Annotated in this window: 17 protein-coding genes; 10 read left to right on the plus strand and 7 right to left on the minus strand. The window is 58.2% G+C overall.

Going from position 1 to position 20389, the window contains the following annotated elements:
• Nucleotides 1-100: 100 nt before the first annotated feature.
• Nucleotides 101-1153, plus strand: coding sequence for a glycosyltransferase (locus RDK48_RS14455; protein ID WP_298994527.1), 1053 nt, complete (start codon nucleotides 101-103; stop codon nucleotides 1151-1153).
• A 45-nt stretch (nucleotides 1154-1198) separates the two neighbouring features.
• On the opposite strand, the gene RDK48_RS14460 is transcribed toward RDK48_RS14455, so the two are convergent.
• A complete protein-coding gene (locus tag RDK48_RS14460) occupies nucleotides 1199-1582 on the minus strand; it encodes a hypothetical protein (protein WP_298994530.1) in 384 nt (127 codons plus the stop codon).
• 83 nt (nucleotides 1583-1665) lie between these two features.
• Here RDK48_RS14460 and RDK48_RS14465 point away from each other — a divergent pair, with 83 nt between their 5' ends.
• The 4 genes from RDK48_RS14465 to RDK48_RS14480 all read left to right on the plus strand — a co-directional run bounded on the left by RDK48_RS14465 (nucleotide 1666) and on the right by RDK48_RS14480 (nucleotide 6346).
• Entirely contained in the window at nucleotides 1666-3093 is a 1428-nt protein-coding gene (locus tag RDK48_RS14465) for a radical SAM protein (protein ID WP_298994533.1), read from the plus strand.
• Between the two features lie 298 nt (nucleotides 3094-3391).
• A complete protein-coding gene (locus RDK48_RS14470) occupies nucleotides 3392-3838 on the plus strand; it encodes a flavodoxin (protein WP_298994539.1) in 447 nt (148 codons plus the stop codon).
• Nucleotides 3839-4086: 248 nt separating this feature from the next.
• Nucleotides 4087-5073 (plus strand): UDP-glucose 4-epimerase GalE, encoded by a 987-nt coding sequence (gene galE, locus RDK48_RS14475; RefSeq protein WP_298994543.1) that lies wholly within the window; start codon nucleotides 4087-4089, stop codon nucleotides 5071-5073.
• 274 nt (nucleotides 5074-5347) lie between these two features.
• A complete protein-coding gene (locus tag RDK48_RS14480; protein ID WP_298994547.1) occupies nucleotides 5348-6346 on the plus strand; it encodes a bifunctional methionine sulfoxide reductase B/A protein in 999 nt (332 codons plus the stop codon).
• Between the two features lie 119 nt (nucleotides 6347-6465).
• On the opposite strand, the gene ald is transcribed toward RDK48_RS14480, so the two are convergent.
• Both ald and RDK48_RS14490 read right to left on the minus strand, forming a co-directional pair.
• On the minus strand, nucleotides 6466-7584 hold the full coding sequence (gene ald / locus RDK48_RS14485; protein ID WP_298994577.1) for an alanine dehydrogenase: 1119 nt from the start codon (nucleotides 7582-7584) through the stop codon (nucleotides 6466-6468).
• Nucleotides 7585-7770: 186 nt separating this feature from the next.
• Nucleotides 7771-8841, minus strand: a complete 1071-nt coding sequence (locus tag RDK48_RS14490; protein WP_298994550.1) for a BMP family protein — start codon at nucleotides 8839-8841, stop codon at nucleotides 7771-7773.
• A 402-nt stretch (nucleotides 8842-9243) separates the two neighbouring features.
• Here RDK48_RS14490 and RDK48_RS14495 point away from each other — a divergent pair, with 402 nt between their 5' ends.
• Nucleotides 9244-10635, plus strand: coding sequence for a radical SAM protein (locus tag RDK48_RS14495; protein ID WP_298994553.1), 1392 nt, complete (start codon nucleotides 9244-9246; stop codon nucleotides 10633-10635).
• Nucleotides 10636-10948: 313 nt separating this feature from the next.
• Here the strand turns inward: RDK48_RS14495 and RDK48_RS14500 are convergent, their stop codons facing one another.
• Nucleotides 10949-12406 (minus strand): sodium:proton antiporter, encoded by a 1458-nt coding sequence (locus RDK48_RS14500; RefSeq protein ID WP_298994555.1) that lies wholly within the window; start codon nucleotides 12404-12406, stop codon nucleotides 10949-10951.
• 181 nt (nucleotides 12407-12587) lie between these two features.
• Here RDK48_RS14500 and RDK48_RS14505 point away from each other — a divergent pair, with 181 nt between their 5' ends.
• Both RDK48_RS14505 and RDK48_RS14510 read left to right on the plus strand, forming a co-directional pair.
• Nucleotides 12588-13178, plus strand: a complete 591-nt coding sequence (locus RDK48_RS14505; RefSeq protein WP_298994558.1) for an RNA methyltransferase — start codon at nucleotides 12588-12590, stop codon at nucleotides 13176-13178.
• Nucleotides 13179-13290: 112 nt separating this feature from the next.
• Nucleotides 13291-14178 (plus strand): DMT family transporter, encoded by an 888-nt coding sequence (locus tag RDK48_RS14510; RefSeq protein WP_298994560.1) that lies wholly within the window; start codon nucleotides 13291-13293, stop codon nucleotides 14176-14178.
• Nucleotides 14179-14343: 165 nt separating this feature from the next.
• Here the strand turns inward: RDK48_RS14510 and RDK48_RS14515 are convergent, their stop codons facing one another.
• Complete coding sequence (locus RDK48_RS14515) at nucleotides 14344-14955, minus strand: hypothetical protein (RefSeq protein WP_298994563.1); 612 nt, start codon at nucleotides 14953-14955, stop codon at nucleotides 14344-14346.
• 211 nt (nucleotides 14956-15166) lie between these two features.
• Here RDK48_RS14515 and uvrA point away from each other — a divergent pair, with 211 nt between their 5' ends.
• The gene (uvrA, locus tag RDK48_RS14520) at nucleotides 15167-18121 is read left to right on the plus strand and encodes an excinuclease ABC subunit UvrA (RefSeq protein ID WP_298994566.1); all 2955 of its coding nucleotides are present in this window, start codon (nucleotides 15167-15169) and stop codon (nucleotides 18119-18121) included.
• 217 nt (nucleotides 18122-18338) lie between these two features.
• Here the strand turns inward: uvrA and RDK48_RS14525 are convergent, their stop codons facing one another.
• Nucleotides 18339-18551, minus strand: coding sequence for a hypothetical protein (locus RDK48_RS14525; protein WP_298994570.1), 213 nt, complete (start codon nucleotides 18549-18551; stop codon nucleotides 18339-18341).
• 209 nt (nucleotides 18552-18760) lie between these two features.
• Nucleotides 18761-19222, minus strand: coding sequence for a Fur family transcriptional regulator (locus RDK48_RS14530; RefSeq protein ID WP_022659501.1), 462 nt, complete (start codon nucleotides 19220-19222; stop codon nucleotides 18761-18763).
• Between the two features lie 324 nt (nucleotides 19223-19546).
• Here RDK48_RS14530 and ahpC point away from each other — a divergent pair, with 324 nt between their 5' ends.
• Nucleotides 19547-20113, plus strand: coding sequence for an alkyl hydroperoxide reductase subunit C (gene ahpC, locus RDK48_RS14535; protein ID WP_298994574.1), 567 nt, complete (start codon nucleotides 19547-19549; stop codon nucleotides 20111-20113).
• The last annotated feature ends 276 nt before the right edge of the window (nucleotides 20114-20389 follow it).

The raw sequence follows: 20389 nt of genomic DNA on the forward strand, positions 1-20389 counted from the left end.
TGAACCTATTGCAAATCGGGCCTGTTGGCAACTGCCAGGCATGAGATGCCAAGCACTGTGCGCAGTTAGCGCAGAACCACATTACTGTTGCCGGGGGTGCATGAAGCGGCTTTTGTGGATAGGCAGTCCTTTTTTCAGCGACGCCCTTTCTTCCTGCGGCTGGGATGCTGTGGCCCGGCACAATTTTGAGCATGCCGCCGTGTTTGGCTGGCATGATCTGGTGCGTATTGCGGGTTTTGAGCCAGACGTGCTGGTAGTGGCCGACAAAAGCCGCGCTCCCTATGTGCTTGGCGTAGAGGATTTTCCGTGCCTCACTGTGTTCTACAGCGTGGATTCTCACATCCATTCGTGGCAACCGTATTACGCTCAGGCTTTTGATGTCTGCATTGCGTCTTTGCGCGATCATTTGCCGCGTTTTGCAGGGGCATATCTGCCCGCAGATCGGGTGTGGTGGTCTCCTGCCTTTGCCTGGGCTCAGGATGCGCCCGAGCCGCAGACTGCCAAGGATATGGACTGCGTGTTTGTGGGCACGGTCAATGCCAATCTGCCGTGCCGCACGGCCTTTCTGGAAAAGTGCCGTAGCGGATTGCCGGAATTGCAGATTGTAACCGGCTCCTACCGCCATTTATACGCAAGGGCGCGGGTGGTGCTGAACCACTGCGAGCACGGCGACCTGAACTTTCGGGTTTTTGAGGCCTTGGGCTGCGGCAGTTGCCTTGTGACCCCGCGCATTGGGCATGGGCTGACGGATATTTTTGCCGAGGGCGAGCACATGCTCTGCTATGGGGCGGATACGGCAGACAATGGCAGCATTGTGGATGCTGCAACCGCTGCTGGCGAGGCCGTGGCGCAGGTGCGCTATCTGCTTGGGCACCCGGATGTTGCTGCGCGCATGGGGCAGGCCGCGCTGGCCTGCATAGACGGAGGCCACAGGGCGGTGCACCGCGCAAGAGCTTTCAGCGACAAAGTGCGCGCCCTCCTGACCAGCGACCCGCAGTGCGTTGCGCGCCGCAGGGGCCGGGCAGTAGCCATCCGCAAGGATTGCCTGCGTTTGCCCTATCTGCATTGGGCCGAGGAGTTGCGCAGTACCGGGTTGAGCGAGGCCTATCTGGCGGCTGCCAAGGGAGAATTCGGGCTGACAGGGCGGGGATGAGCATAAAAAAACGTTGAGAATGGGTATTCTCAACGTTGATGAGCTTTAATTCCTGCTGTTTCTTCCTGAAGAAGCGGGAATACCCACAGCCGGGTCAAAATGTAGATCCAGCGCCGGGTCTACGTCGGGCGCGCTGCTGACGTTCTGGGCGGGTTCATCAAAACTCAGATGCAGCAGAGGGTCTTGCGCTGGCTGCGGGGCAGGGCGGGGCGCAAGATGGGCGGCTCCCCTGGGGGAGAATGCTGCATCGGCTGGTTCCGTCACGTCCAGCGCGTCAAGGCGCGATTCCATAGAGCGCAGCAATACACGCATCTGGGCGTGTTCTTCATGCAGCGATCTGCAAAGTTTTTCCTGGCTGCGCAGCATGTGGTACAGCACAGCCAGTATTCCGAAGAAGCACAAAAAAATGAAAAGCATGATGGAAAACATGGCAGGCCTCCAAAAATACAAGCCGGGAAGGCCCGGCCAGCAGTTTTTATATACGTTCAACACTTCTTGGGCAAGGAGCTTTTATGGCCGCGCAACACATTGAACCGCATCTTGTAATGGCAGACGAGCGCGGCAATATCTATGATGATCCCGATCTGCTCATGGTTTGTCGGCGCGGCGCGCAGTGGGGGCTGCCGCGCCCGGATGAACTGATTCCCCTGCCGGAAGAAAGTGAATTCTTTCTGCTGCCAGGGCGTCAGGCCGTGGGCCTTGATCCCGAAACAGGGCGCATCGCGCCCCCTGAGGGCGAGGCCCAGCTTGCCGTAGCGGCCTTTGCTGCACCCGGCTACACGCTTTCGGCCCATCCTGCCTATGAAAGCGGCGAAAACGCGCCCATGTTGCCATTGTTTGCCTATGGGGCCGTGGGGTTCGCCAGAGGGCGGTTCTATATCTGCGCCCGCAGGGTGGATACCGAACCCCGGCAGATTTTCAGCAATATTCCGCGTGGCCGTATTGAACTGGGTGCCCGCGCCCTGCTGCGCGATTACCCCAAGAACAGGCTTATCCGGCATATTATGGATAACTGCGTGGCGCGCTACGATTGCCCTGCGGCCCGCAACTTTGCTCTGGGCCGTTACGAGGCTCCGCTGCCGTCGTCCCGCGCCTGCAATGCCAGCTGTATTGGGTGTATTTCCGCGCAGGAAAAGGATTCGCCCATTCAGTCAACGCCGCAGTGCCGCCTTGCCTTTACGCCCAGCCCGGAAGAGCTGGCCGAGGTCATGCGCGTCCATTCCGGGCGCGAAACCCGCACGCCCATTTATTCCTTTGGGCAAGGCTGCGAGGGCGATCCGCTTATGAATCCTGATCTGCTGGTGGAGAGCGTGCGCCAGTTCCGCGCGGGCGAAGGCCCAGGCACTGTCAACTGCAATACCAACGCCTCCCGGCCAGAGGCTGTGATCCGCCTTGCCGAAGCCGGGTTGACCAGCATGCGCGTGAGCCTGAACAGCGCACGGAGCGGCCTCTATGAGCGCTATTACAGGCCATCCGGCTATTCCTTTAACGATGTGCGCACCTCCATTCGCGAGGCCCGCAGCCGTGGCATATGGGTTTCGTTGAATCTGTTGGTCTTCCCCGGCGTTACGGATACGGAAGAAGAACTGGACGCTCTGGCGCGTCTGGTGGGCGAAAACGGCGTGAGCATGATCCAGTGGCGCAACCTCAATATTGATCCCGAATGGTACTTCAAACTCATGAGCGGCGGCGAGGGGCAGCAGAAACTGGAACTCTCGCCCAGCATGGGGCTGACATCGTTCATGAAGCGCCTCAAAAAGCTCTGCCCCTGGCTGCGCTATGGTTATTTTAACCCCTATCTGGGTGCAAAGGCCGAACTTGCCGCGCCCATGCCGGGCGAATGGACCATGCCAGCCCCGCGCGCCAGAGAGGCGGCAATAGAAGATGGTCTGGACGCCGGGGCAGAAGAGGACTTGCACAACGGATCAGACAGCGAATAATTAGCGTATTTTGACGGTTACATTTTCGGAGCCCTGCGAGTGTGCGGGGCTCCAATTTTTTTTCGCCTTTTTTTATTTTTGTGACCAATATCACAGTTTTTTCCTGCTGGCAGTGCTGAGGTGATGTTGCGCAGGGTGTGATTCCCGCACAATCTGCCCGAAAATCAGCGGGCACAGACGGCAGGGATGCAGCAAAAAAAGTCTTGGTGGTTCTTTCCCTTGACAGGCGAATCGAACATCCCTATCCATTTAGAAAATGAATTTCATTTTTAAATAAGACGCAACGAAGGAGAATGTCATGAGTAAGGTACTGATTGTTTTTGGTTCCAGCACTGGCAATACGGAAAGCATCGCCCAGAAGCTTGAAGAACTGATTGCTGCTGGCGGGCACGAAGTCAAGCTGCTTAACGCGGCGGACGCCTCGGCAGAAAATCTGGCTGACGGCTACGATGCCGTGCTGTTTGGCTGCTCGGCCTGGGGCATGGAAGATCTGGAAATGCAGGACGACTTTTTGTCCCTGTTTGAGGAATTTGACCGCATCGGGTTGGCCGGCCGCAAGGTAGCCGCATTTGCTTCCGGAGATCAGGAATACGAACATTTTTGCGGCGCGGTGCCTGCCATTGAAGAGCGCGCCAAGGAACTGGGCGCGACCATCATTGCAGACGGGCTCAAGATGGAAGGCGATGCCTCCAACGACCCCGAAGCCGTGGCCTCGTTCGCCGAGGATGTGCTCAAGCAACTGTAAAAGTTTGCTGCGCACGGCGTTAAGCCTTTCGGCTGCGTCATATGGGCCCGCTGTGTTTCAGGTCAGTGTCATGTCTGCCCTGAAGCCAGAGGGCTTATTTCTTTGCGTTCATCGTGCAGCCTTCTCCGTTTTTCGTGCTCAGGCTGTACCGATGCGCAGACAAAACATTGCGCCTCTTGCCAAACCCTTACGTCGAGTGCAGAATTATTGTTCGCAAGAGCGAAACGTAGAGGACAAGCGAGGAGTTCATGGCAATTCTGGTTTGCGGCGGTGCCGGATATATCGGTTCTCACAATGTGCGCGCCCTTTTGGAGCGCGGCGAAACGCCTGTGGTGCTCGACAATTTTCTTACGGGGCATCGTGGTTCCGTTCCGCAGGATGTGCGTCTTTATTCCGGCGACATGCGTGATCCGGCATTGCTTGATGCCGTATTTTCAGAGCAGCCCATTGAGGCCGTGCTGCACTTTGCCGCCTGCTCCCTGGTGGGCGAGAGCATGGAGCAGCCTCTCAAATATTTTCAGAACAACATACATGGCATGATGGTGCTGCTTGAAGCCATGGCGCGCCACGGGGTGGACAAGATCGTGTTCTCGTCCACGGCTTCGGTCTATGGCGAACCTGATGTCGTTCCCATTCCTGAACACGCGCCTCTGCGTCCCACCAATCCCTATGGCGAAAGCAAGCTCGCCATGGAGCGCATGATGCACTGGGTGGGCAGGGCGCACGGCATACGCTCTGTTATTCTGCGCTATTTCAACGTGGCTGGCGCATGGCCTCAGGGCCTTATTGGCGAGGATCACAGGCCGGAAAGTCACCTTATCCCCATCATCCTTCAGGTGCCGCTGGGCAAAAGACCCCATGTCACCATTTTTGGCGATGATTATCCCACGCCGGACGGCACCTGCATTCGCGATTATCTGGATGTGATGGAGCTGGTTGACGCGCACCTGCGCGCCGTGGATTACCTGCGTAGCGGCGGCGGCAGCGAAGTGTGCAACCTGGGCAACGGCACGGGATTTTCTGTGCGGCAGATGGTGGAAGCTGCGCGCCGTGTGACCGGGCGCGATATTGACGTCAGCATCGGCGCTCGCCGCCCCGGCGATCCGGCGCGGCTGGTGGCCTCCGCCCAGCGCGCTGCCGAGGTGCTGGGCTGGACAGCCCGCGCTGATATAGACAGCATCATAGCCTCGGCCTGGAGCTGGCATTCGCGCAATCCAGAAGGTTTTGCCGAATAACACTCCGGGTTGCGCTGCAACTGTCTTGCGCCTGTCTGCTCTGTGGATGGGCGCTTTTTTGTACGGTGTGCCGGAAGGGCAGACCGTACATCCCCCTCGACATGATCGCCCTCGTGCTTATGTAAAACGTATGCGCTGCCTGCGCCGGGAGGAACCCATGCCCAGATCCGGACGAACGAGTTATCTCCTTATTTGTACATTCATGCTGTTGGCTCTGCTGCCGGGTCTGCCGCTGGCGGTCTTTGGAGCTTCGCCCTCAGCTTCGGAGGTTTCGATGCAAAACACGTATCCCATGCCGCCGCTTTCAGGCCTGGAGGCGGACGTACTGTTGCGCAAGGCCACAGAGCCGCCCTATACGGGCAAATATGTCAACAATCATGAGGCGGGCACCTATATCTGCCGCCAGTGCGGCATGCCGCTCTACCATTCGGACGACAAGTTCGAATCAGGCTGCGGCTGGCCAAGCTTTGACACGGCAGTGCCCGGCGCAGTGCGCCGTGTGCCCGATGCCGATGGCCGCAGGGTTGAGATTCTCTGCGCCAACTGCGGTGGGCATCTGGGGCATGTGTTTGAGGGCGAAGGATTCACAGAAAAAAACACGCGCCATTGCGTCAATTCGCTGTCCATGAGCTTTGCCTCTGCGGGCAGCGATGCGGAAAAAGCGGCTTTGGCGCGGTTGGCAGCCAAAAAGGAAACCTCCGCTGCCGGGGGCGCTCCGCTGGCGGCTACCGGGGCTTCAGGGCAGACAGCTGCCTCTGGAGGATGCACGGCCACAGCCATTGTGGCTGGCGGCTGCTTCTGGGGGGTGGAAGACGCTTTTCAGAAAATACCGGGTGTGTGTGAGGCTGTATCGGGTTATACTGGCGGTCATACGGCCAATCCTACTTACGAGGATGTGTGCCGGGGAGATACAGGCCATGCGGAGGCCGTGCTGGTGCGCTATGACCCCTCGCGCGTGAGTTACGAGCAGATTTTACGCCGCTTTTTTGAAATTCACGATCCTACCCAGCTCAACAGGCAGGGGCCGGATTGGGGCGAGCAGTATCGCTCGGCGGTCTTTTATCAGGGCGCGGAGCAAAAAGCTGTGGTCGAAAAGCTGGTGGCGCGCCTGCGGGAGCTTGGCTACAAGGTGGTTACGCAGGTTGCGCCTGCCGGGCCTTTTTATGAAGCCGAGGCTTACCATCAGGATTTTGCCCGCCGTACAGGGCGGGGCGTGTGCCACATGTCTGTGCCGCGCTTTTCGCAACGGGTGAATGGAAGCCCGGCTAAGTAAAAGGTTTGGTGAGGGCAGCGGCCCGCTATTTTCGGCTGCTGCACGCAGACAGGCCCGTTTCAGGTGGCGGAGCGTTTGCTCTCCCTGAAACGGGCCTGAATTTTTTTGAATCTTTGCAGCTACCGCAGAATCTGGGCAGTGGAGGCGCAGGGCAGGCCAAAGGCTTCGGCCACGCCAGCAAAGGTGCACTGCCCATCCACCGTATTGAGGCCGCGCTCAAGGGCGATATTCTCGCGGCAGGCGTTCTTCCAGCCTTTGTCCGCCAGCTCCACGGCAAAGGGCAGAGTGGCGTTGGTCAAGGCATAGGTTGACGTGACCGGCACGGCCCCGGGAATGTTGGCAACGGCATAGTGGATGACGCCGTGCTTTTCATAGGTGGGTTCGTGGTGGGTGGTGGGCCTGCCCGCCGTGGTTTCAAACGAACCGCCCTGGTCAATGGCCACGTCCACCACCACGCTGCCGGGGCGCATGGTTTTGATCATGGCTTCTGTCACCAGTTTCGGGGCCATGGCGCCGGGAATAAGCACGGAGCCAATAACAAGGTCGGACTCCTGAACAGCCCCGGCGATATTGTATTCGTTGGAAGCAAGGGTCTGGACGCGGGAAGAGAAAATGTCGCCCAGATAGCGCAGGCGGTTCAGATTGTTGTCCAGAATGGTAACTTCCGCGCCAAGGCCCATGGCCATCTTGGCGGCTTCCGTACCCACGGTGCCGCCACCTACGATGGAGACCCTGGCGCGCTGCACGCCAGCCACGCCGCCCAGCAGCATACCCGCGCCGCCTGCCTGTTTGGTCAGGATATAGGAACCCATCTGCACGGCCATACGGCCCGCAACTTCAGACATGGGGGCCAGCAGCGGCAGGCTGCGGTCCTTGGGCTGCACGGTTTCGTAGGCAAGGCCCACCACCCCGGAATTGAGCAGGGCATCGGTGAGTTCCTTGTCCGCCGCAAGGTGCAGGTAGGTAAAGAGCAGCAGGCCAGGGCGAAAATATTTGTATTCGCTGGGCAGTGGCTCCTTGACCTTCATGATCATTTCAGCCTTGGCCCATACATCGCCCACTGGCAGCATACTTGCGCCAGCCTTGGCAAATTCGTCATCGCCAATGCGGCTGCCAAGCCCTGCGCCGCTTTCTACCAGAACCTTGTGCCCGTGGTCAGTGAGCGTCTTGACCCCGGCGGGCGTGATGCCCACGCGGTATTCATCGGCCTTGATCTCCTTGGTGACGCCAATAATCATGGATAGTCCTCGCAAGCTTATGGTTGTGGCGAAACCGGCAATGCCGGTCACGCGGGGGCATGCTTCTTCCATGGTCTGGGGCGCAGGGGGGATGACGCCTTGCGGGCGGCCTGATCCGCCCGATATGAAACCGTATATTTTTTCCCGTTTATCAGCAATAAAATTGCGATGTTTTGCGGTGTCTTCTTACAGGCAATCGCACAAGGTGCGTTCCCGCAATGATTTGAGCCGGATGCCGCCGTTGAGGATTTCGCCCCGCAGTTCGCGCAGACGGCGATCCATATCCGGGGGAAGATTTTTGCCAGCCGCAGCCTTGAAAGGCTCCATGGAGGTAATGTCCACACCGCCGTTTTGCAGGTCGCGCACGAGGATTTCCTTGCCTGCAAAGTGGCCGGATGCCGTAGCGGCTATGATGTCGTACGCGGCCTTGTTGGGGTGCTTGAGGATGGAGGTGAGCACATGGCCGGGCAGCAGGTTGTCCTTGTCGGTGTTCAGACCCACGGCATAAGCGTTGCGCGCTTTAACCTCCTGCAAGGCTGGGCCGTTGCCCATGCCGCTTGCCAGCACCAGGATGTCCGCTCCCTGATCGAGCAGATTTTTCGCTGCGGCGCGGCCAGCCTCCGCATTTGCGAATGAGCCTGTAACCACGTTGACGACACGCACTTCAGGATCAATCACGCGCGCGCCCTCGGTGAATCCTCCCAGCAGGGAGCGCATGGCGGGGCAGTCCTCACCCGTTATCCAGCCAATAATCTTGCGTCCGCTTATGCCGGGCATGGCGGTCTGGCGCTCAAGCATGGCCGCAGCCGCCCCGGCAAGATAGGCAGCCTGCTCGTCGGCAAAGGTAACGGACATTATATTGGGCGCGCGGATGCCGGCATCAATGCAGCCAAACATGGTGCGGCGAAAGTTAGCGGCGTTGTTGCGCAGCACTTCGTGCAGGCCGTTGGAGGCCACCAGCACAAGATCATTGTTGCCCGCAGCCGTGCGGAGCATCTCCTGAAGCGCCGCCTCGTCGTAGCCCGGCTGGGCGGTGATCACAGAGGCCTTTATGCCCAGCTCGCGCTCGGCCTGCCTCAGGCCGTCAACAAGGCTGTCGTTCCAGTCGTTGTCGCCCGTGGGTGTTTCAAGCAACAGGGCCACGCGCAAGGGGCCTTGCGGCTTTTCGGCACCAGCGCAATGGGCGGGCTGAGAAAAGCCAAGGCAAAGGAAGAGCAGAAGTGTCAGCATAAGGGGCACGGGGCGGAGTGGGAACATGGATTTTCCTTGGAGTGAATGTGCGGGCAGTGGGAGCTTCTTTTTGGTTTTTTGGCAGGCAGACCACGCCTTTTTCGCCATGCGCAATATATCGCTGTGGCTTTTGCGGCGCAAGAACATCTGCTGGCAGGCACTGCGCAAATAAATACAAATTTTTTTATGTGTTTAATTTTTTAATAAGGTTGAACGCCGCAAATTATATCCATCCAGTTTAATTTAACTTATTTTGTTGTTGTCAGCAAAATTTATAGTTTGATTAATCAAACAACTTGGCGTACACACCTTGACTTGCGAATGTGAAATAAATAACGTGTTGCTTGTGAACAAAGTAACATGAAGCGCAGGATTGTTATTGCGATAATTCTGCTGAAATTATTGAAAATTATTGCAAGGAAGGTTCCCATGTCTGTTGATGCACAGCCCCGCTGGTTTGATGCCCAGGCCATTGGCACAGCTCTGGAAAGGGAAACAGCACCTGACGCCGCAGAGCTTCGGGATATCCTCAACAAGTCGCTCGAATTGCAGCCGCTGTCCATGGCGGAAACGGTCGCCCTCATGCGTGTGCAGGACGGCGTGGGCGTTGGCCGCATTATGGCAGCCGCCGATGAAGTCAAGCAAAAGGTTTACGGCGACCGCATTGTGCTTTCCGCACCCCTGCACATCTCCAACCACTGCGGCAGCGAATGCCTGTATTGCGCCAACCGCAAAAGCAACAAGGCCGTTGAGCGCAAGTACATGACCTCGCCTGAAATGCGCGAGGCAGCCCTCAAGCTCATCCGGCAGGGCCACAAACGTATTTTCCTTGTCAGCGGGCAGTTGCCCAATGCCGATATTGAATATCTGGCCGAGGCCATCAGCATCCTGTACACAGCCTTTGACGGCGTGGGGGAAGTGCACAGCGTCAACGTAAACGTGGGCGCTCTGGAATCGCACGAGTATGCCGCCCTGCTGGAATCGTATGTGGGAACCGTGCTGATCTATCAGGACACCTACCACGAGGCCAGTTATCGCGCGGCCCACATCTCTGGCCCCAAGAGTGATTACTACGCCCGGCTGAACGCCGCAGATGTTGCCTTTCAGGCGGGTGTGCCGGACGTGGGCGGCGGCCTGATGCTGGGCCTTGGCCCCTGGCAGTACGATCTGCTGGGCATTGTGCAGCATCAGGCGCACTTGCTGCGGGCCTATGACACCGGCTGCCGCACCCTGAGCCTGCACCGCATGCGTTGCGCCCCCGGCAGCAACATGCAAACGCCCTATCCTGTGAGCGATGCCGACTACCTGCGCTGTGTGGCCATTGCCCGGCTGGCGGTTCCTTACGCGGGCATCATCCTGACCACCAAGGAACCTGCGGGCCTGTGGCGCGATGGCTGTAGCGCGGGCGCTTCGCAACTGCTCACAGGCAGCGTTGCCAACCCCTACGGCAACTGGATTGACAATCCCGAGCACAAGGTTCCCTACCCCATTGGCGAAGACTGCCATGTGGATGAAGTGGTGCGTTTTCTGCTGGAAGAAGCCCGCCACCTGCCGTCATTTTGCGCGGCCTGCCCCCGGCTGGGGCGCACGGGCGAGGAGTTCCTTTCCATGGTGCGCGAGTGCGGCATGAAAAACCAGTGCGGCCCCAACTCTGCCGCGTCGTTCCTGGAATTTCTGCTGCACTACGCCACGCCCTACACGCGCATGATTGGCGAACAGCTGTTGGCCGAAAAAATGGACAGGATGACCACGGGTGAGCTTGGCGCGGCCAAAAGGCTGCTGACCAAGGTGCGCGCTGGCCGCATTGACGAATTCATCTAACAGAGCGCTTGCAGATAAAACCCTCAACGGCAAGCGTATTCTGTTGTTAACGCAAAAAGGCGGGCATAAAGCCCGCCTTTTTGCGTGTTGACAGCGTCAACACAATCGGAAATCAGGAGCCGGTTGCAGCTTTGCCGCACCGATGAGCGACTGGTTTCCGTGTATTCCGCCCGGCGGCTTTGCTGACGCTGGCGACGCAAATGCCGCAAAGCGGCGTTTGATCAGTATCAGTCGGGCATAAAGCCCGCCTTTTTGCGTGTTCGCGTTGTCAGGTTGTGTCAGCAGTCAGCTCAGCCCCGACCAGCCCCGCCGCCTAGGTAAAGAAAAACCAGGTCAGCAGAGCAAACAGCGGCACAAGAATGCCGAGCGACCACAGAATGTAGCCGAAAAATCCGGGCATACGCACGCCTTGATCTTCCGCAATGGCCCGCACCATAAAGTTGGGCGCGTTGCCTATGTAGCTGCATGCGCCCATAAAGACCGCGCCAGCGGAAATGGCCGCCAGAGTTTCGGGCATATGGTGCATGAGCGTTTGCGCATCACCACCAGCAGTATTGAAAAAGACCATGTAGGTCGGTGCGTTATCAAGAAAACTGGAAAGAATGCCCGTCAGCCAGAAGTACATGGCATTAACCGGCTGCCCATCGCGCGAGACCAGTTCCACCAGCGGGGCCAGCGCGCCTGAGGTTCCTGCCTTGAGAATGGCCATGGCCGGAATCATGCTGACAAAAATACCAAAGAACAATTGAGCCACTTCTTCAATGGGCCCCCACGTAAAGCCGTTCAGCTCGCGGCATCTGCGGCTGGTATAGCGCATGGAAAGCCACGCCAGGAAGAGCAGGGCGGCATCGCGCAGCACATTTTGCGCTTCCAACGGCACACCACCCACCGTGGCGATGGTTCCCAGCGGGAACAGACCGGAAAGCAGCACGGCAGTCACCACGCCCAGCAGGAACAGCAGGTTGATCTTGCCGTCCAGGCCGAGTTTTTCCTGGCTGGGCATTACCTGCCCCGGCTTCGCGGGCGCGGCTTCAGCAGGGTTGATCGGCGGTACGGGGCGGCCTTCCTTGTTATAAAGCACCATGTCCAGAACAAAATAGATTGCCAGCAGGGCCGTGGACAGGCTCAGGGTTTTCAAAAACAGGTGTGAGGTAGTCCAGAAAAAGTCCACGCCCTTCAAAAAACCCAGAAACAGCGGCGGGTCGCCCAGAGGCGAGAGGGAACCGCCGATGTTTGCCACCAGAAAGATGAAAAATACCACAGAATGCACGCGGTACTTGCGGTGCGCATTGGCCCGCAGCAACGGGCGCACAAGCAGCATGGCTGCCCCTGTGGTGCCCATCCAGCTTGCCAGCACGGTTCCTATGGCGAGGATTCCCAGATTCACTGGCGGTGTGCCTGTGAGGGAGCCTTTAAGGCGTACCCCGCCCGCAACCGTGTACAGCGAAAAAAGAAGTACAAGAAAGGGCACGTAATCCAGCAGGATGATGTGGCAGAATTCATAGAAGGTCACGCCGGGGCCATAGGCCGCAAGGCATGGGACAAGAAAGGTGAGCGCCCAGAAAATGGAAATCTTGCCCCGGTGATGTTCCCAGAAAATATGGGCGGTCAGCGGCAATATGGCTATGGAAAGCAGCATGCCCGCAAAAGGGATGATCCACCATGCGGAGAGGGTGCCGGGAACTGTGAGATGGTCGGCGGCGGCAAGAGCCGTGTAGGGAGTAAGCAGCAGTGCGCTCAGAGCATATGCAGAGAGGCGGAGTAGATTCATGTTGCTCCTGAAAAAAAGTGAATGGATTGCAGGCCAATAAGGAAAATAGGCCAAGACTAGTGTGTTGAATATACCCTAATTGGCATTGTCCGTCCATCCCGGCAGATCGGCGCACTTGCCTGAAAGGCCGTTTTCTGCCACACAAGGGCAGCAATCAATTACAATGTGTAAGGAATCAGCCATGCCCAAAGAACCTACGGCACGGCGCAAGGCCCGCTTTCTGGAAGTGCTGAGTCACCGCCAGCCGGACCTTACGCTGGTGCTTGCCAATATTCACGACCCGCACAACGTTTCGGCCATTTACCGCTCGTGCGATGCCTTTGGCGTCAGCCGTGTGCACCTGTATTACACCAATACGGCTTTTCCCGCGCTGGGACGCAAGACCTCTGCTTCTGCCCGCAAGTGGGTGGAAAGCGTGCGCCATAAAACCAGCGAAGACATGCTTGCCGACCTGCGCGGTCAGGGCATGCAGGTGCTTGCCACTTCGTTTACAGAAAAGGCCCGCCCCATGCGGGAATGGGATTTTACACGCCCCACGGCGGTGATTATGGGCAACGAGCATAGCGGCGTTGAGCCGGAACTGCTGGCCGCCGCCGATGGCGAGCTGTACATACCCATGTACGGCATGATCCAGAGCTTCAACGTGTCTGTGGCTTCGGCCATTATTCTTGCAGAAGCAGCCCGCCAGCGCGAGGCCGCAGGCATGTACGCCACCCCGCGCTTTGATGAGGCAACTCTCGCAACCCGTCTTGGGGAGTGGCTGGAAAAATAGCGATAGCCCGAACTGGCCGATATCCGGCCACGAAAGCCCGGGCCGCCCGCGCGGCGTATGCGGGCGATACTTCGGGCTTCCGCCGCATGTAACTATTCGCCAATGAATAGTCATGAACAATCCCGCGCTGATCTGTCAGGCCTATGCCTTTGCCACCGTTGTGCTGTGGTCAACCGCCTATGTGTACACCAAGGTTGCGCTGGCATTTTTTACGCCAGGCCCGCTGGGCCTTGTGCGGTGCGCTGTGGCGTCGCTGGCCTTTGTTGGCGTTCTGCTGGCAAGGGGCAGAGGGCGCGGGGGATTTTTTGTTCCTTCTGTCCGGCATCTGCCCCTGTTTGCGGCGTCAGGGCTGAGCGGTTTCACGCTGTATCTGCTGGCCTTCAATGAGGGTTCCATCACCCTCAATCCCACCACCAACTGCATTGTCATTTCCACAGCACCCATTCTGACGGCGGCGCTGGCGCGTCTGTTTTTCAGCGAGCGTTTGCCCGTGCTGCGCTGGCTTGCGCTTGCGCTGGCATTTGGCGGCGTAGTGGTGATGAACGGCGGCGGGCGCGGATTTATGCTGGCTCCCGGCATGGGCTGGGTGCTGGTGGCCGCAGTGCTCATAAGCCTGTACAATATTACGCAGCGCACATTGTCGCGGCACTACGGATCCATGGAAATCGCGGCCTGGAGTTTTTTTGCGGGTACGCTCTTTTTGCTGTACTGCCTGCCGCAAACCGTGGCCCAGGTACAGGCTGCGCCCGCCAGCGCGCTCTGGCTTGCGCTTTTTCTGGGGATTTTCCCCAGCGCGGCTGCCTATCTGCTCTGGACAAAAGCTCTTGCCCTTGCCCCGCGCACAAGCCTTGTGACCAACTACATGTTCCTGACGCCCTTTTTGTCCATGCTGCTTGATTTCGTGGTGACGGGCGGCCTGCCGGAGGCCTCCACCTTTGCGGGGGGAGCGATTATCATGGGGGCTTTGGTGCTGTTCAGCCTTGCGGGCAGGAGGGGCTAATTGCGTTTTTGCCTTCTGGCAACGTGAGAGAATAAAATAGCCATGTAGCTGTTGCCGCCACGCTGACTTTTTACACAAAATCAAGGCCCGTTTCCGCTGGATATCTTCCGGCAGAAACGGGCCTTTCCCTTGCGGGAACCCAACCCTGATTTTTATGTTGAGCCGCTAATCAGCCTGCGGCTGCACCAGCTTTTCAAAACTTTTGCCATTCCACTGAAAGCTCACGTCATTGTCTACCGGAACATGGGCCATGCCCGTACTGGTCCAGAACATGGGCTGCGCCTTGAGACCGCCGAGGCCAAGGCAGATCATGACCGTAGCCTGAACATCGGGCGGCATTTTGCGCCCCGGGGCAAAAAAGGCGCTTATGTCCGGCTCTTGCGGGGTGTCCACTGGCACGGCGCGCCCAGAGGTGTCAACCCGCCACAACTCAAGGGTGCATACTGCGCCGCCCAAGGTGCCGAATGCGGCGAGCACGGAGCCGTCCGTAGCGTTGCGGAACAGGCGCAGGGCAACGGCTGTATCTCTGAACGGCATGGAGGCGAACACCAGAACGTCCTCCGTTTCTCCGGCGATCTCCCAAAATTCCGAATGCCCGGCAGAAAGCAGTTTCTGCTTTTCCTGTGGGCTCAGACCTTCAGGAGTGTTTTCAAAAATACTTTCGGGCAGCAGTGCAAAGATACTGCGGGCAGTGACTTCGCTTTCGGCGGCCTGCACAGAATCCGACAGTGCGGCAAGCAACAGAACAATCAGTAAACAGTGTATATGACGCGGCATACATCCTCCCGCAGACAGATGGTTGCAGAAACAGACGTGCTGTAAAAATTTTTATACCGCTTTCAGCAAGGCTTGTCCATGCACGCAGGCAAAGGATTGCGCGATACGGGGTGGTTGGGGGCTGAGGGGGCATTTTGCAGCGGCGGGGGCGCGCAAAAATACGCAGGCTCTGCCCTTGCCAATGCCCCTTGGGCCGCTTACATATGCTTTCATGAACACAAGCAAGCCCTGCATCCACATCGAAAAGGCCCGCCAGCACAATCTCAAAAACATCAGCCTGGACATCCCACGCGACGAGCTGGTGGTGATTTGCGGCCCGTCAGGTTCCGGCAAATCGACCCTCGCCTTCGATATCGTGTACGCCGAAGGCCAGCGCCGCTATGTGGAATCGCTGTCTGCCTACGCCCGCCAGTTCTTGCCCCAGATGGACAAGCCGGATGTGGAAAAGATCGAGGGGCTTTCGCCCGCCATATCCCTTGAACAGCAGAGCGTTTCGCGCAACCCGCGTTCAACCGTGGGAACGGTCACGGAAATTTACGACTTTTTGCGCGTATTTTTTGCCCGGCTTGGGCGCATGTATTGCCCCCAGTGCGGGCGGCCCATCGAGGCCCGCGCCGCTGATGAAATCATTGGCGATATCATGGCCCTGCCGCAGGGCACCAAGTTTATGGTCATGGCTCCGCTGGTGGAACTTCAGAAGGGTACACATCAGGACAAGTTCAAAAAGCTCAAGGCCGAAGGCTTTGCCCGCGTGCGCGTCAACGGCGAGTTTTATACGCTGGACGATGTGCCCACGCTGGACAAGAACAAGAAGCACTCCATTGATCTGGTGGTTGACCGCCTGGTGAACAAGGAGGGCATTCGGGGGCGTCTGGCGGATTCGGTTGAACTGGCCCTGCGCTACGGCGAGGGCCGACTTGTGCTGCACGAGCCGGACAAGGCCGCCGCGGGGCAGGAGGCAGACACCGTGCATTCCACAACCTCGGTATGTGCACACTGCCGTATTTCGCTGCCCGCGCCCAGCCCGCAGCTGTTTTCGTTTAACGGGCCGCAGGGCGCCTGCCCGCGCTGCGTGGGCCTTGGCGGCGTGGATTATTTTGAGCCGCGCCTTATTGCGCCCAACATGGGCCTTTCGCTGAACACGGGCGCACTGTTGCCCTGGGCCACGGACAAAATGTTCAGCCGCTATGAGGACTCCCTCAAGGCTCTGGGCAAGCGCTTCAAATTTCAGCTTTCCACACCGCTGGAGCAGTTTAGCGAAGATGCGCTTTCCGCTCTTTTTTACGGCGAGGATGAACAGGGCCGCCCCGCGCGCGCCTCGCTGGGGCTGCGCCGCAACTGGATGGGCGGCAGCGTTGCCCTTGGCGCGGGCGGCGATTATCAGAGCGAGCATTTTTCTGACGCACTGCGCACGCAGGGGCAGGTGGGCGTGAGCGAAAAACGCTGGCCCGGCGTTATTCCTCTGCTTGAAAGCGGCATGCAGTACGGCGATGCCTGGCGCGAGGCCCTGTCTCGTTATCGGCAGACCATGGACTGCCCGGACTGCCACGGAGCGCGCCTGAACACCAACGCGCTCTCCGTGCGGGTGGACGATCTGAATATCGCGCAGTTCTGTAACCTTTCGGTTGAGCGCGCGCTGAAATGGCTGGAAAAACGCGAATTTACGGGGCGGCATGTTGTCATTGCCGAACCGCTCATGAAGGAACTGACCCACCGCCTGTCGTTCATGCGCAGCGTGGGGCTTGAGTACCTTTCGCTGGGGCGCTCCATGTCCACGCTTTCGGGCGGCGAGGCCCAGCGCATCCGTCTGGCATCGCAGCTCGGTTCGGGCCTTGTGGGCGTTACCTACGTGCTGGACGAGCCTTCCATCGGCCTGCATCCGCGTGACAACGAGCGGTTGCTGGGAACCCTGCGTTCACTTCAGGCGCGCGGCAATACCGTGCTTGTGGTGGAACACGACGAGGCCACCATCTGCGCGGCGGATACGGTCATTGAGCTTGGCCCCGGCTCCGGCTCGCAGGGCGGCGAGATCATGTTTCAGGGGCGGGTGGACGACCTGCTTGGCAATGCGGATACCCTCACGGCCCGTTACCTGCGTGGCGACGACGTGATCGCCCTGCCGGACGAGCGGCGCGAAGGGCAGGGGGCGCTGGTCATGCACGGCATCACCACCAACAACCTGCGCAATATTGATTGCCGCATCCCTCTGGGCGTGCTCACCTGCGTGACCGGGGTTTCCGGCTCCGGCAAGAGTTCGCTGGTGGTGGATACGCTCTACAAGCATGTGGCCCTCAACCTTGGCCTGCGCGTGGATCAGCCCGGCACCATCGGCGGGCTGGAATACGAGAAAGGCTCCGCGCCTGTGGAGCGCATTGTGGCCATTGACCAGACGCCCATTGGCCGCACGCCGCGTTCCAACCCCGCAACCTACACCAAGATTTTTGACGAGATTCGCAATATTTTTGCCATGACTCAGGACGCCCGCAAACGCGGCTACAAGCCGGGGCGTTTCAGCTTTAACGTGCGCGGGGGCCGTTGCGAGGTCTGCGGCGGCGACGGGCAGATTCGTGTTGAAATGCACTTCTTGCCCGATGTGTATGTGACCTGCGACGTGTGCAAGGGCAAACGCTATAACCACGAAACCCTTGAAGTGCGCTACAAGGGGCTGAACATCGCCGAGGTGCTCGACCTTACCGTGCATCAGGCCCGCCAGCTTTTTGAAAACTATCCCTCGCTGGAGCGCCGCCTTGCCGTGCTGGAAGAGGTGGGGCTGGAATACCTGCGGCTGGGGCAGCCCGCCACAACGCTCTCGGGCGGCGAAGCCCAGCGCATCAAGATTTCGCGCGAGCTTGGCAAGCGATCCCTGCCGGGAACCATGTACATTCTTGACGAGCCGACCACGGGCCTGCACATGCACGAGGTGGGCAAGCTCATCAAGGTGCTGCATGCGCTGGTGGACAGGGGAGCCAGCGTGGTGGTTATCGAGCACAATACAGACATGATTCTGGCATCCGACCATGTGCTGGATATGGGCCCCGGCGGCGGCGAAAACGGCGGACAGATAGTTTCTGCCGGAACGCCCGAGGCCATCGTTGCCGACCCAAATTCCGTCACCGGGCGTTTCCTCATGCAGGAGCGGCTGGACAGGCTCAAGCGGCGTAAATAGGCAGAATTGTCTTGCGATATATGCAAAAAACCCGGAGAAATCCGGGTTTTTTGCATATATTGTCAGCGGGTGCGGGGAGCAGGCAAACGGGATGCTTGGCATGTAAAAGCCCCGGCACAGGGTACAGGCCGGGGCCGGGGCTGAGCCGGTTCGCACTCTGCCAACATGACGAACCGGAGGAGGGGGCGTGCGGGGTCGGAAGCCTTGGCTTTGCTCTCTACTTTTTGGGGTCAAATTTCAGTCGTTTGCTTTCAAGGCGCTGGGCTTCGGCCTCGTTGGGAGTGCAGCCGCAGGAGCTTTTTTTGTCATCTCCGCAGCCTCCATCGCAACAGCCGCATTTGCCCTTGCTGACCGCCGTATAAACCCTGCGACCAAAGTAATATGCAGCCGCAATTATGCACAATATGACGATAATCAGTTGAATATCCATGTCTTCACCTCTTGTTTCCCCCAGAGTGCCTTGCGGCATAGGGAGGATGTGCACGTAGTCTGCCCTTGTAGAAAATGAATGTCAACTTCATTTGAAAGGGCCATAAAAAAAATTTGTCTGTGCGGAAAGCTTACCCCCATTCACAAAGGAATAAAAAAGGGCTGCCCAAGGGCAGCCCGAAAAAATCGCTAAAGTTCAACCCGTGGGCCTTAGTCGTCCTTGGCGGCTTTGTCGCGGCAATCCTTGCAGATGCCGTACAGGTTGTGCACATGGCCGCGTAGCTTGAAGCCGTATTTTTCGGCCATTTCGCGCTGGAGTTTTTCAATGCGCGGATCGCAAATTTCCACAATCTTGCCGCAGTCAAGGCAGACAAGGTGGTCGTGATGGCTGTCCGGCTTGGCAATTTCGTAGCGGGTGATGCCGTCGCTGAAGTGGATTTCCATGGCAAGGCCCGCATCGCAAAGCAGCTTGAGCGTGCGGTATACGGTGGTCTGACCGATGCCGGAATCGCGTTTGATCACGTGCTGATAAAATTCTTCAAGCGAGTGGTGCCCGGGCAATTCAAAAAAAGCTTCGGCTATGATACGGCGCTGGGATGTGGTGTTCAGGCCTTTGCGGCTCATGAAATCCAGAAATTCCGAAAGACCGGCATTATTTTGTTGTGTTGTCATATATATGCCCACCCCCGAATAACAAGTGTGCGTTTGTTAAAACTGTCGATGCGGCCAAGGCTTGCAGTCGCCAGCATGTAGGGTACCTTTTGGCCTAAAAAATGGCAAAAAGCAATGCAGCGGCTAAAAGGCGGTAGCGCACTGTTTTACTGCCCTGCAAGCTATGGTAGGGTTGTGGCGCGTGGAGAGCAAGGGCGTGTGCGAAAAAAAAGAGATTTTTCAGCCGTAATTTCTTGACAGAGTAAATAGGATTGAATACTGTTTTCAAAACAAGGTTGCAGCAACCTCTGCCGGAGCGTCACGCTTCGCCATAAGGATACAATCATGGGAAATCTCATCAATAAAGCGGTTGAACCTTTCAACGTAAAGGCTTTTCACGGTGGCGAGCTGAAAACGGTTACCGAAGCAGATATCAAGGGCCACTGGTCCGTCTTCTTTTTCTATCCTGCTGACTTTACCTTTGTGTGCCCCACGGAGCTGGAAGACCTGGCCGACAACTACGAGCAGTTCAAAAAGCTCAATTGTGAAGTCTATTCCGTCTCCACCGACAGCGCCTTTGTGCACAAAGCCTGGGCCGATGCCTCGCCCAGCATCGCCAAGATTCGTTATCCCATGCTGGCAGACTGCGCCGGAACGCTCTCCAACGCGTTCGGCGTCATGATTGAAGGCGCAGGGCAGGCCTTGCGCGGCAGTTTTCTGGTAAATCCCGATGGCGTCATCAAGGCCTATGAAATCCACGACACGCCCATTGGCCGCAATGTTGAAGAATTGCTGCGCAAGCTGGAAGCCGCGCAGTTTGTGGCCGAACACGGCGATCAGGTTTGCCCTGCCCGCTGGAAGCCCGGCAGCGCCACCCTTAAGCCCGGCCTTGATCTTGTAGGCAAGATCTAGGCAGATTTTTTCCACACGCAGACACAACGCCTTTCCCTTTCTCTTCCTCCAATGCCCTCCTCAGGCAACCCCGCTGAAAGAGGCCAGCACGCAAGTGTTGGCCTCTTTTGACGTGTGGGCTTTGCCGCGCTTCGGCTGAAGGAAGGAAAGGCTGGAGGGAGTTCGATGGGTTGGGTGAGCCTGTCGAGCGTATTTACGCAAACCCGACTTTTTTGGCCTGCCGGCGTTAAAATCCTGTTTTTGATGCTCACGTACTTGAGTACGCTGCGCTCAAAA

Source organism: uncultured Desulfovibrio sp. (assembly GCF_902477725.1).
Classification (GTDB): domain Bacteria; phylum Desulfobacterota; class Desulfovibrionia; order Desulfovibrionales; family Desulfovibrionaceae; genus Desulfovibrio.

Bases quoted from the DNA above. Each gene is read 5' to 3' on its own strand.
- RDK48_RS14455 (WP_298994527.1), top strand. From the start codon at position 101: ATGAAGCGGCTTTTGTGGATAGGCAGTCCTTTTTTCAGCGACGCCCTT.
- RDK48_RS14460 (WP_298994530.1), bottom strand. From the start codon at position 1,582: ATGTTTTCCATCATGCTTTTCATTTTTTTGTGCTTCTTCGGAATACTG.
- RDK48_RS14465 (WP_298994533.1), top strand. From the start codon at position 1,666: ATGGCCGCGCAACACATTGAACCGCATCTTGTAATGGCAGACGAGCGC.
- RDK48_RS14470 (WP_298994539.1), top strand. From the start codon at position 3,392: ATGAGTAAGGTACTGATTGTTTTTGGTTCCAGCACTGGCAATACGGAA.
- galE (WP_298994543.1), top strand. From the start codon at position 4,087: ATGGCAATTCTGGTTTGCGGCGGTGCCGGATATATCGGTTCTCACAAT.
- RDK48_RS14480 (WP_298994547.1), top strand. From the start codon at position 5,348: ATGCAAAACACGTATCCCATGCCGCCGCTTTCAGGCCTGGAGGCGGAC.
- ald (WP_298994577.1), bottom strand. From the start codon at position 7,584: ATGATTATTGGCGTCACCAAGGAGATCAAGGCCGATGAATACCGCGTG.
- RDK48_RS14490 (WP_298994550.1), bottom strand. From the start codon at position 8,841: ATGTTCCCACTCCGCCCCGTGCCCCTTATGCTGACACTTCTGCTCTTC.
- RDK48_RS14495 (WP_298994553.1), top strand. From the start codon at position 9,244: ATGTCTGTTGATGCACAGCCCCGCTGGTTTGATGCCCAGGCCATTGGC.
- RDK48_RS14500 (WP_298994555.1), bottom strand. From the start codon at position 12,406: ATGAATCTACTCCGCCTCTCTGCATATGCTCTGAGCGCACTGCTGCTT.
- RDK48_RS14505 (WP_298994558.1), top strand. From the start codon at position 12,588: ATGCCCAAAGAACCTACGGCACGGCGCAAGGCCCGCTTTCTGGAAGTG.
- RDK48_RS14510 (WP_298994560.1), top strand. From the start codon at position 13,291: ATGAACAATCCCGCGCTGATCTGTCAGGCCTATGCCTTTGCCACCGTT.
- RDK48_RS14515 (WP_298994563.1), bottom strand. From the start codon at position 14,955: ATGCCGCGTCATATACACTGTTTACTGATTGTTCTGTTGCTTGCCGCA.
- uvrA (WP_298994566.1), top strand. From the start codon at position 15,167: ATGAACACAAGCAAGCCCTGCATCCACATCGAAAAGGCCCGCCAGCAC.
- RDK48_RS14525 (WP_298994570.1), bottom strand. From the start codon at position 18,551: ATGGATATTCAACTGATTATCGTCATATTGTGCATAATTGCGGCTGCA.
- RDK48_RS14530 (WP_022659501.1), bottom strand. From the start codon at position 19,222: ATGACAACACAACAAAATAATGCCGGTCTTTCGGAATTTCTGGATTTC.
- ahpC (WP_298994574.1), top strand. From the start codon at position 19,547: ATGGGAAATCTCATCAATAAAGCGGTTGAACCTTTCAACGTAAAGGCT.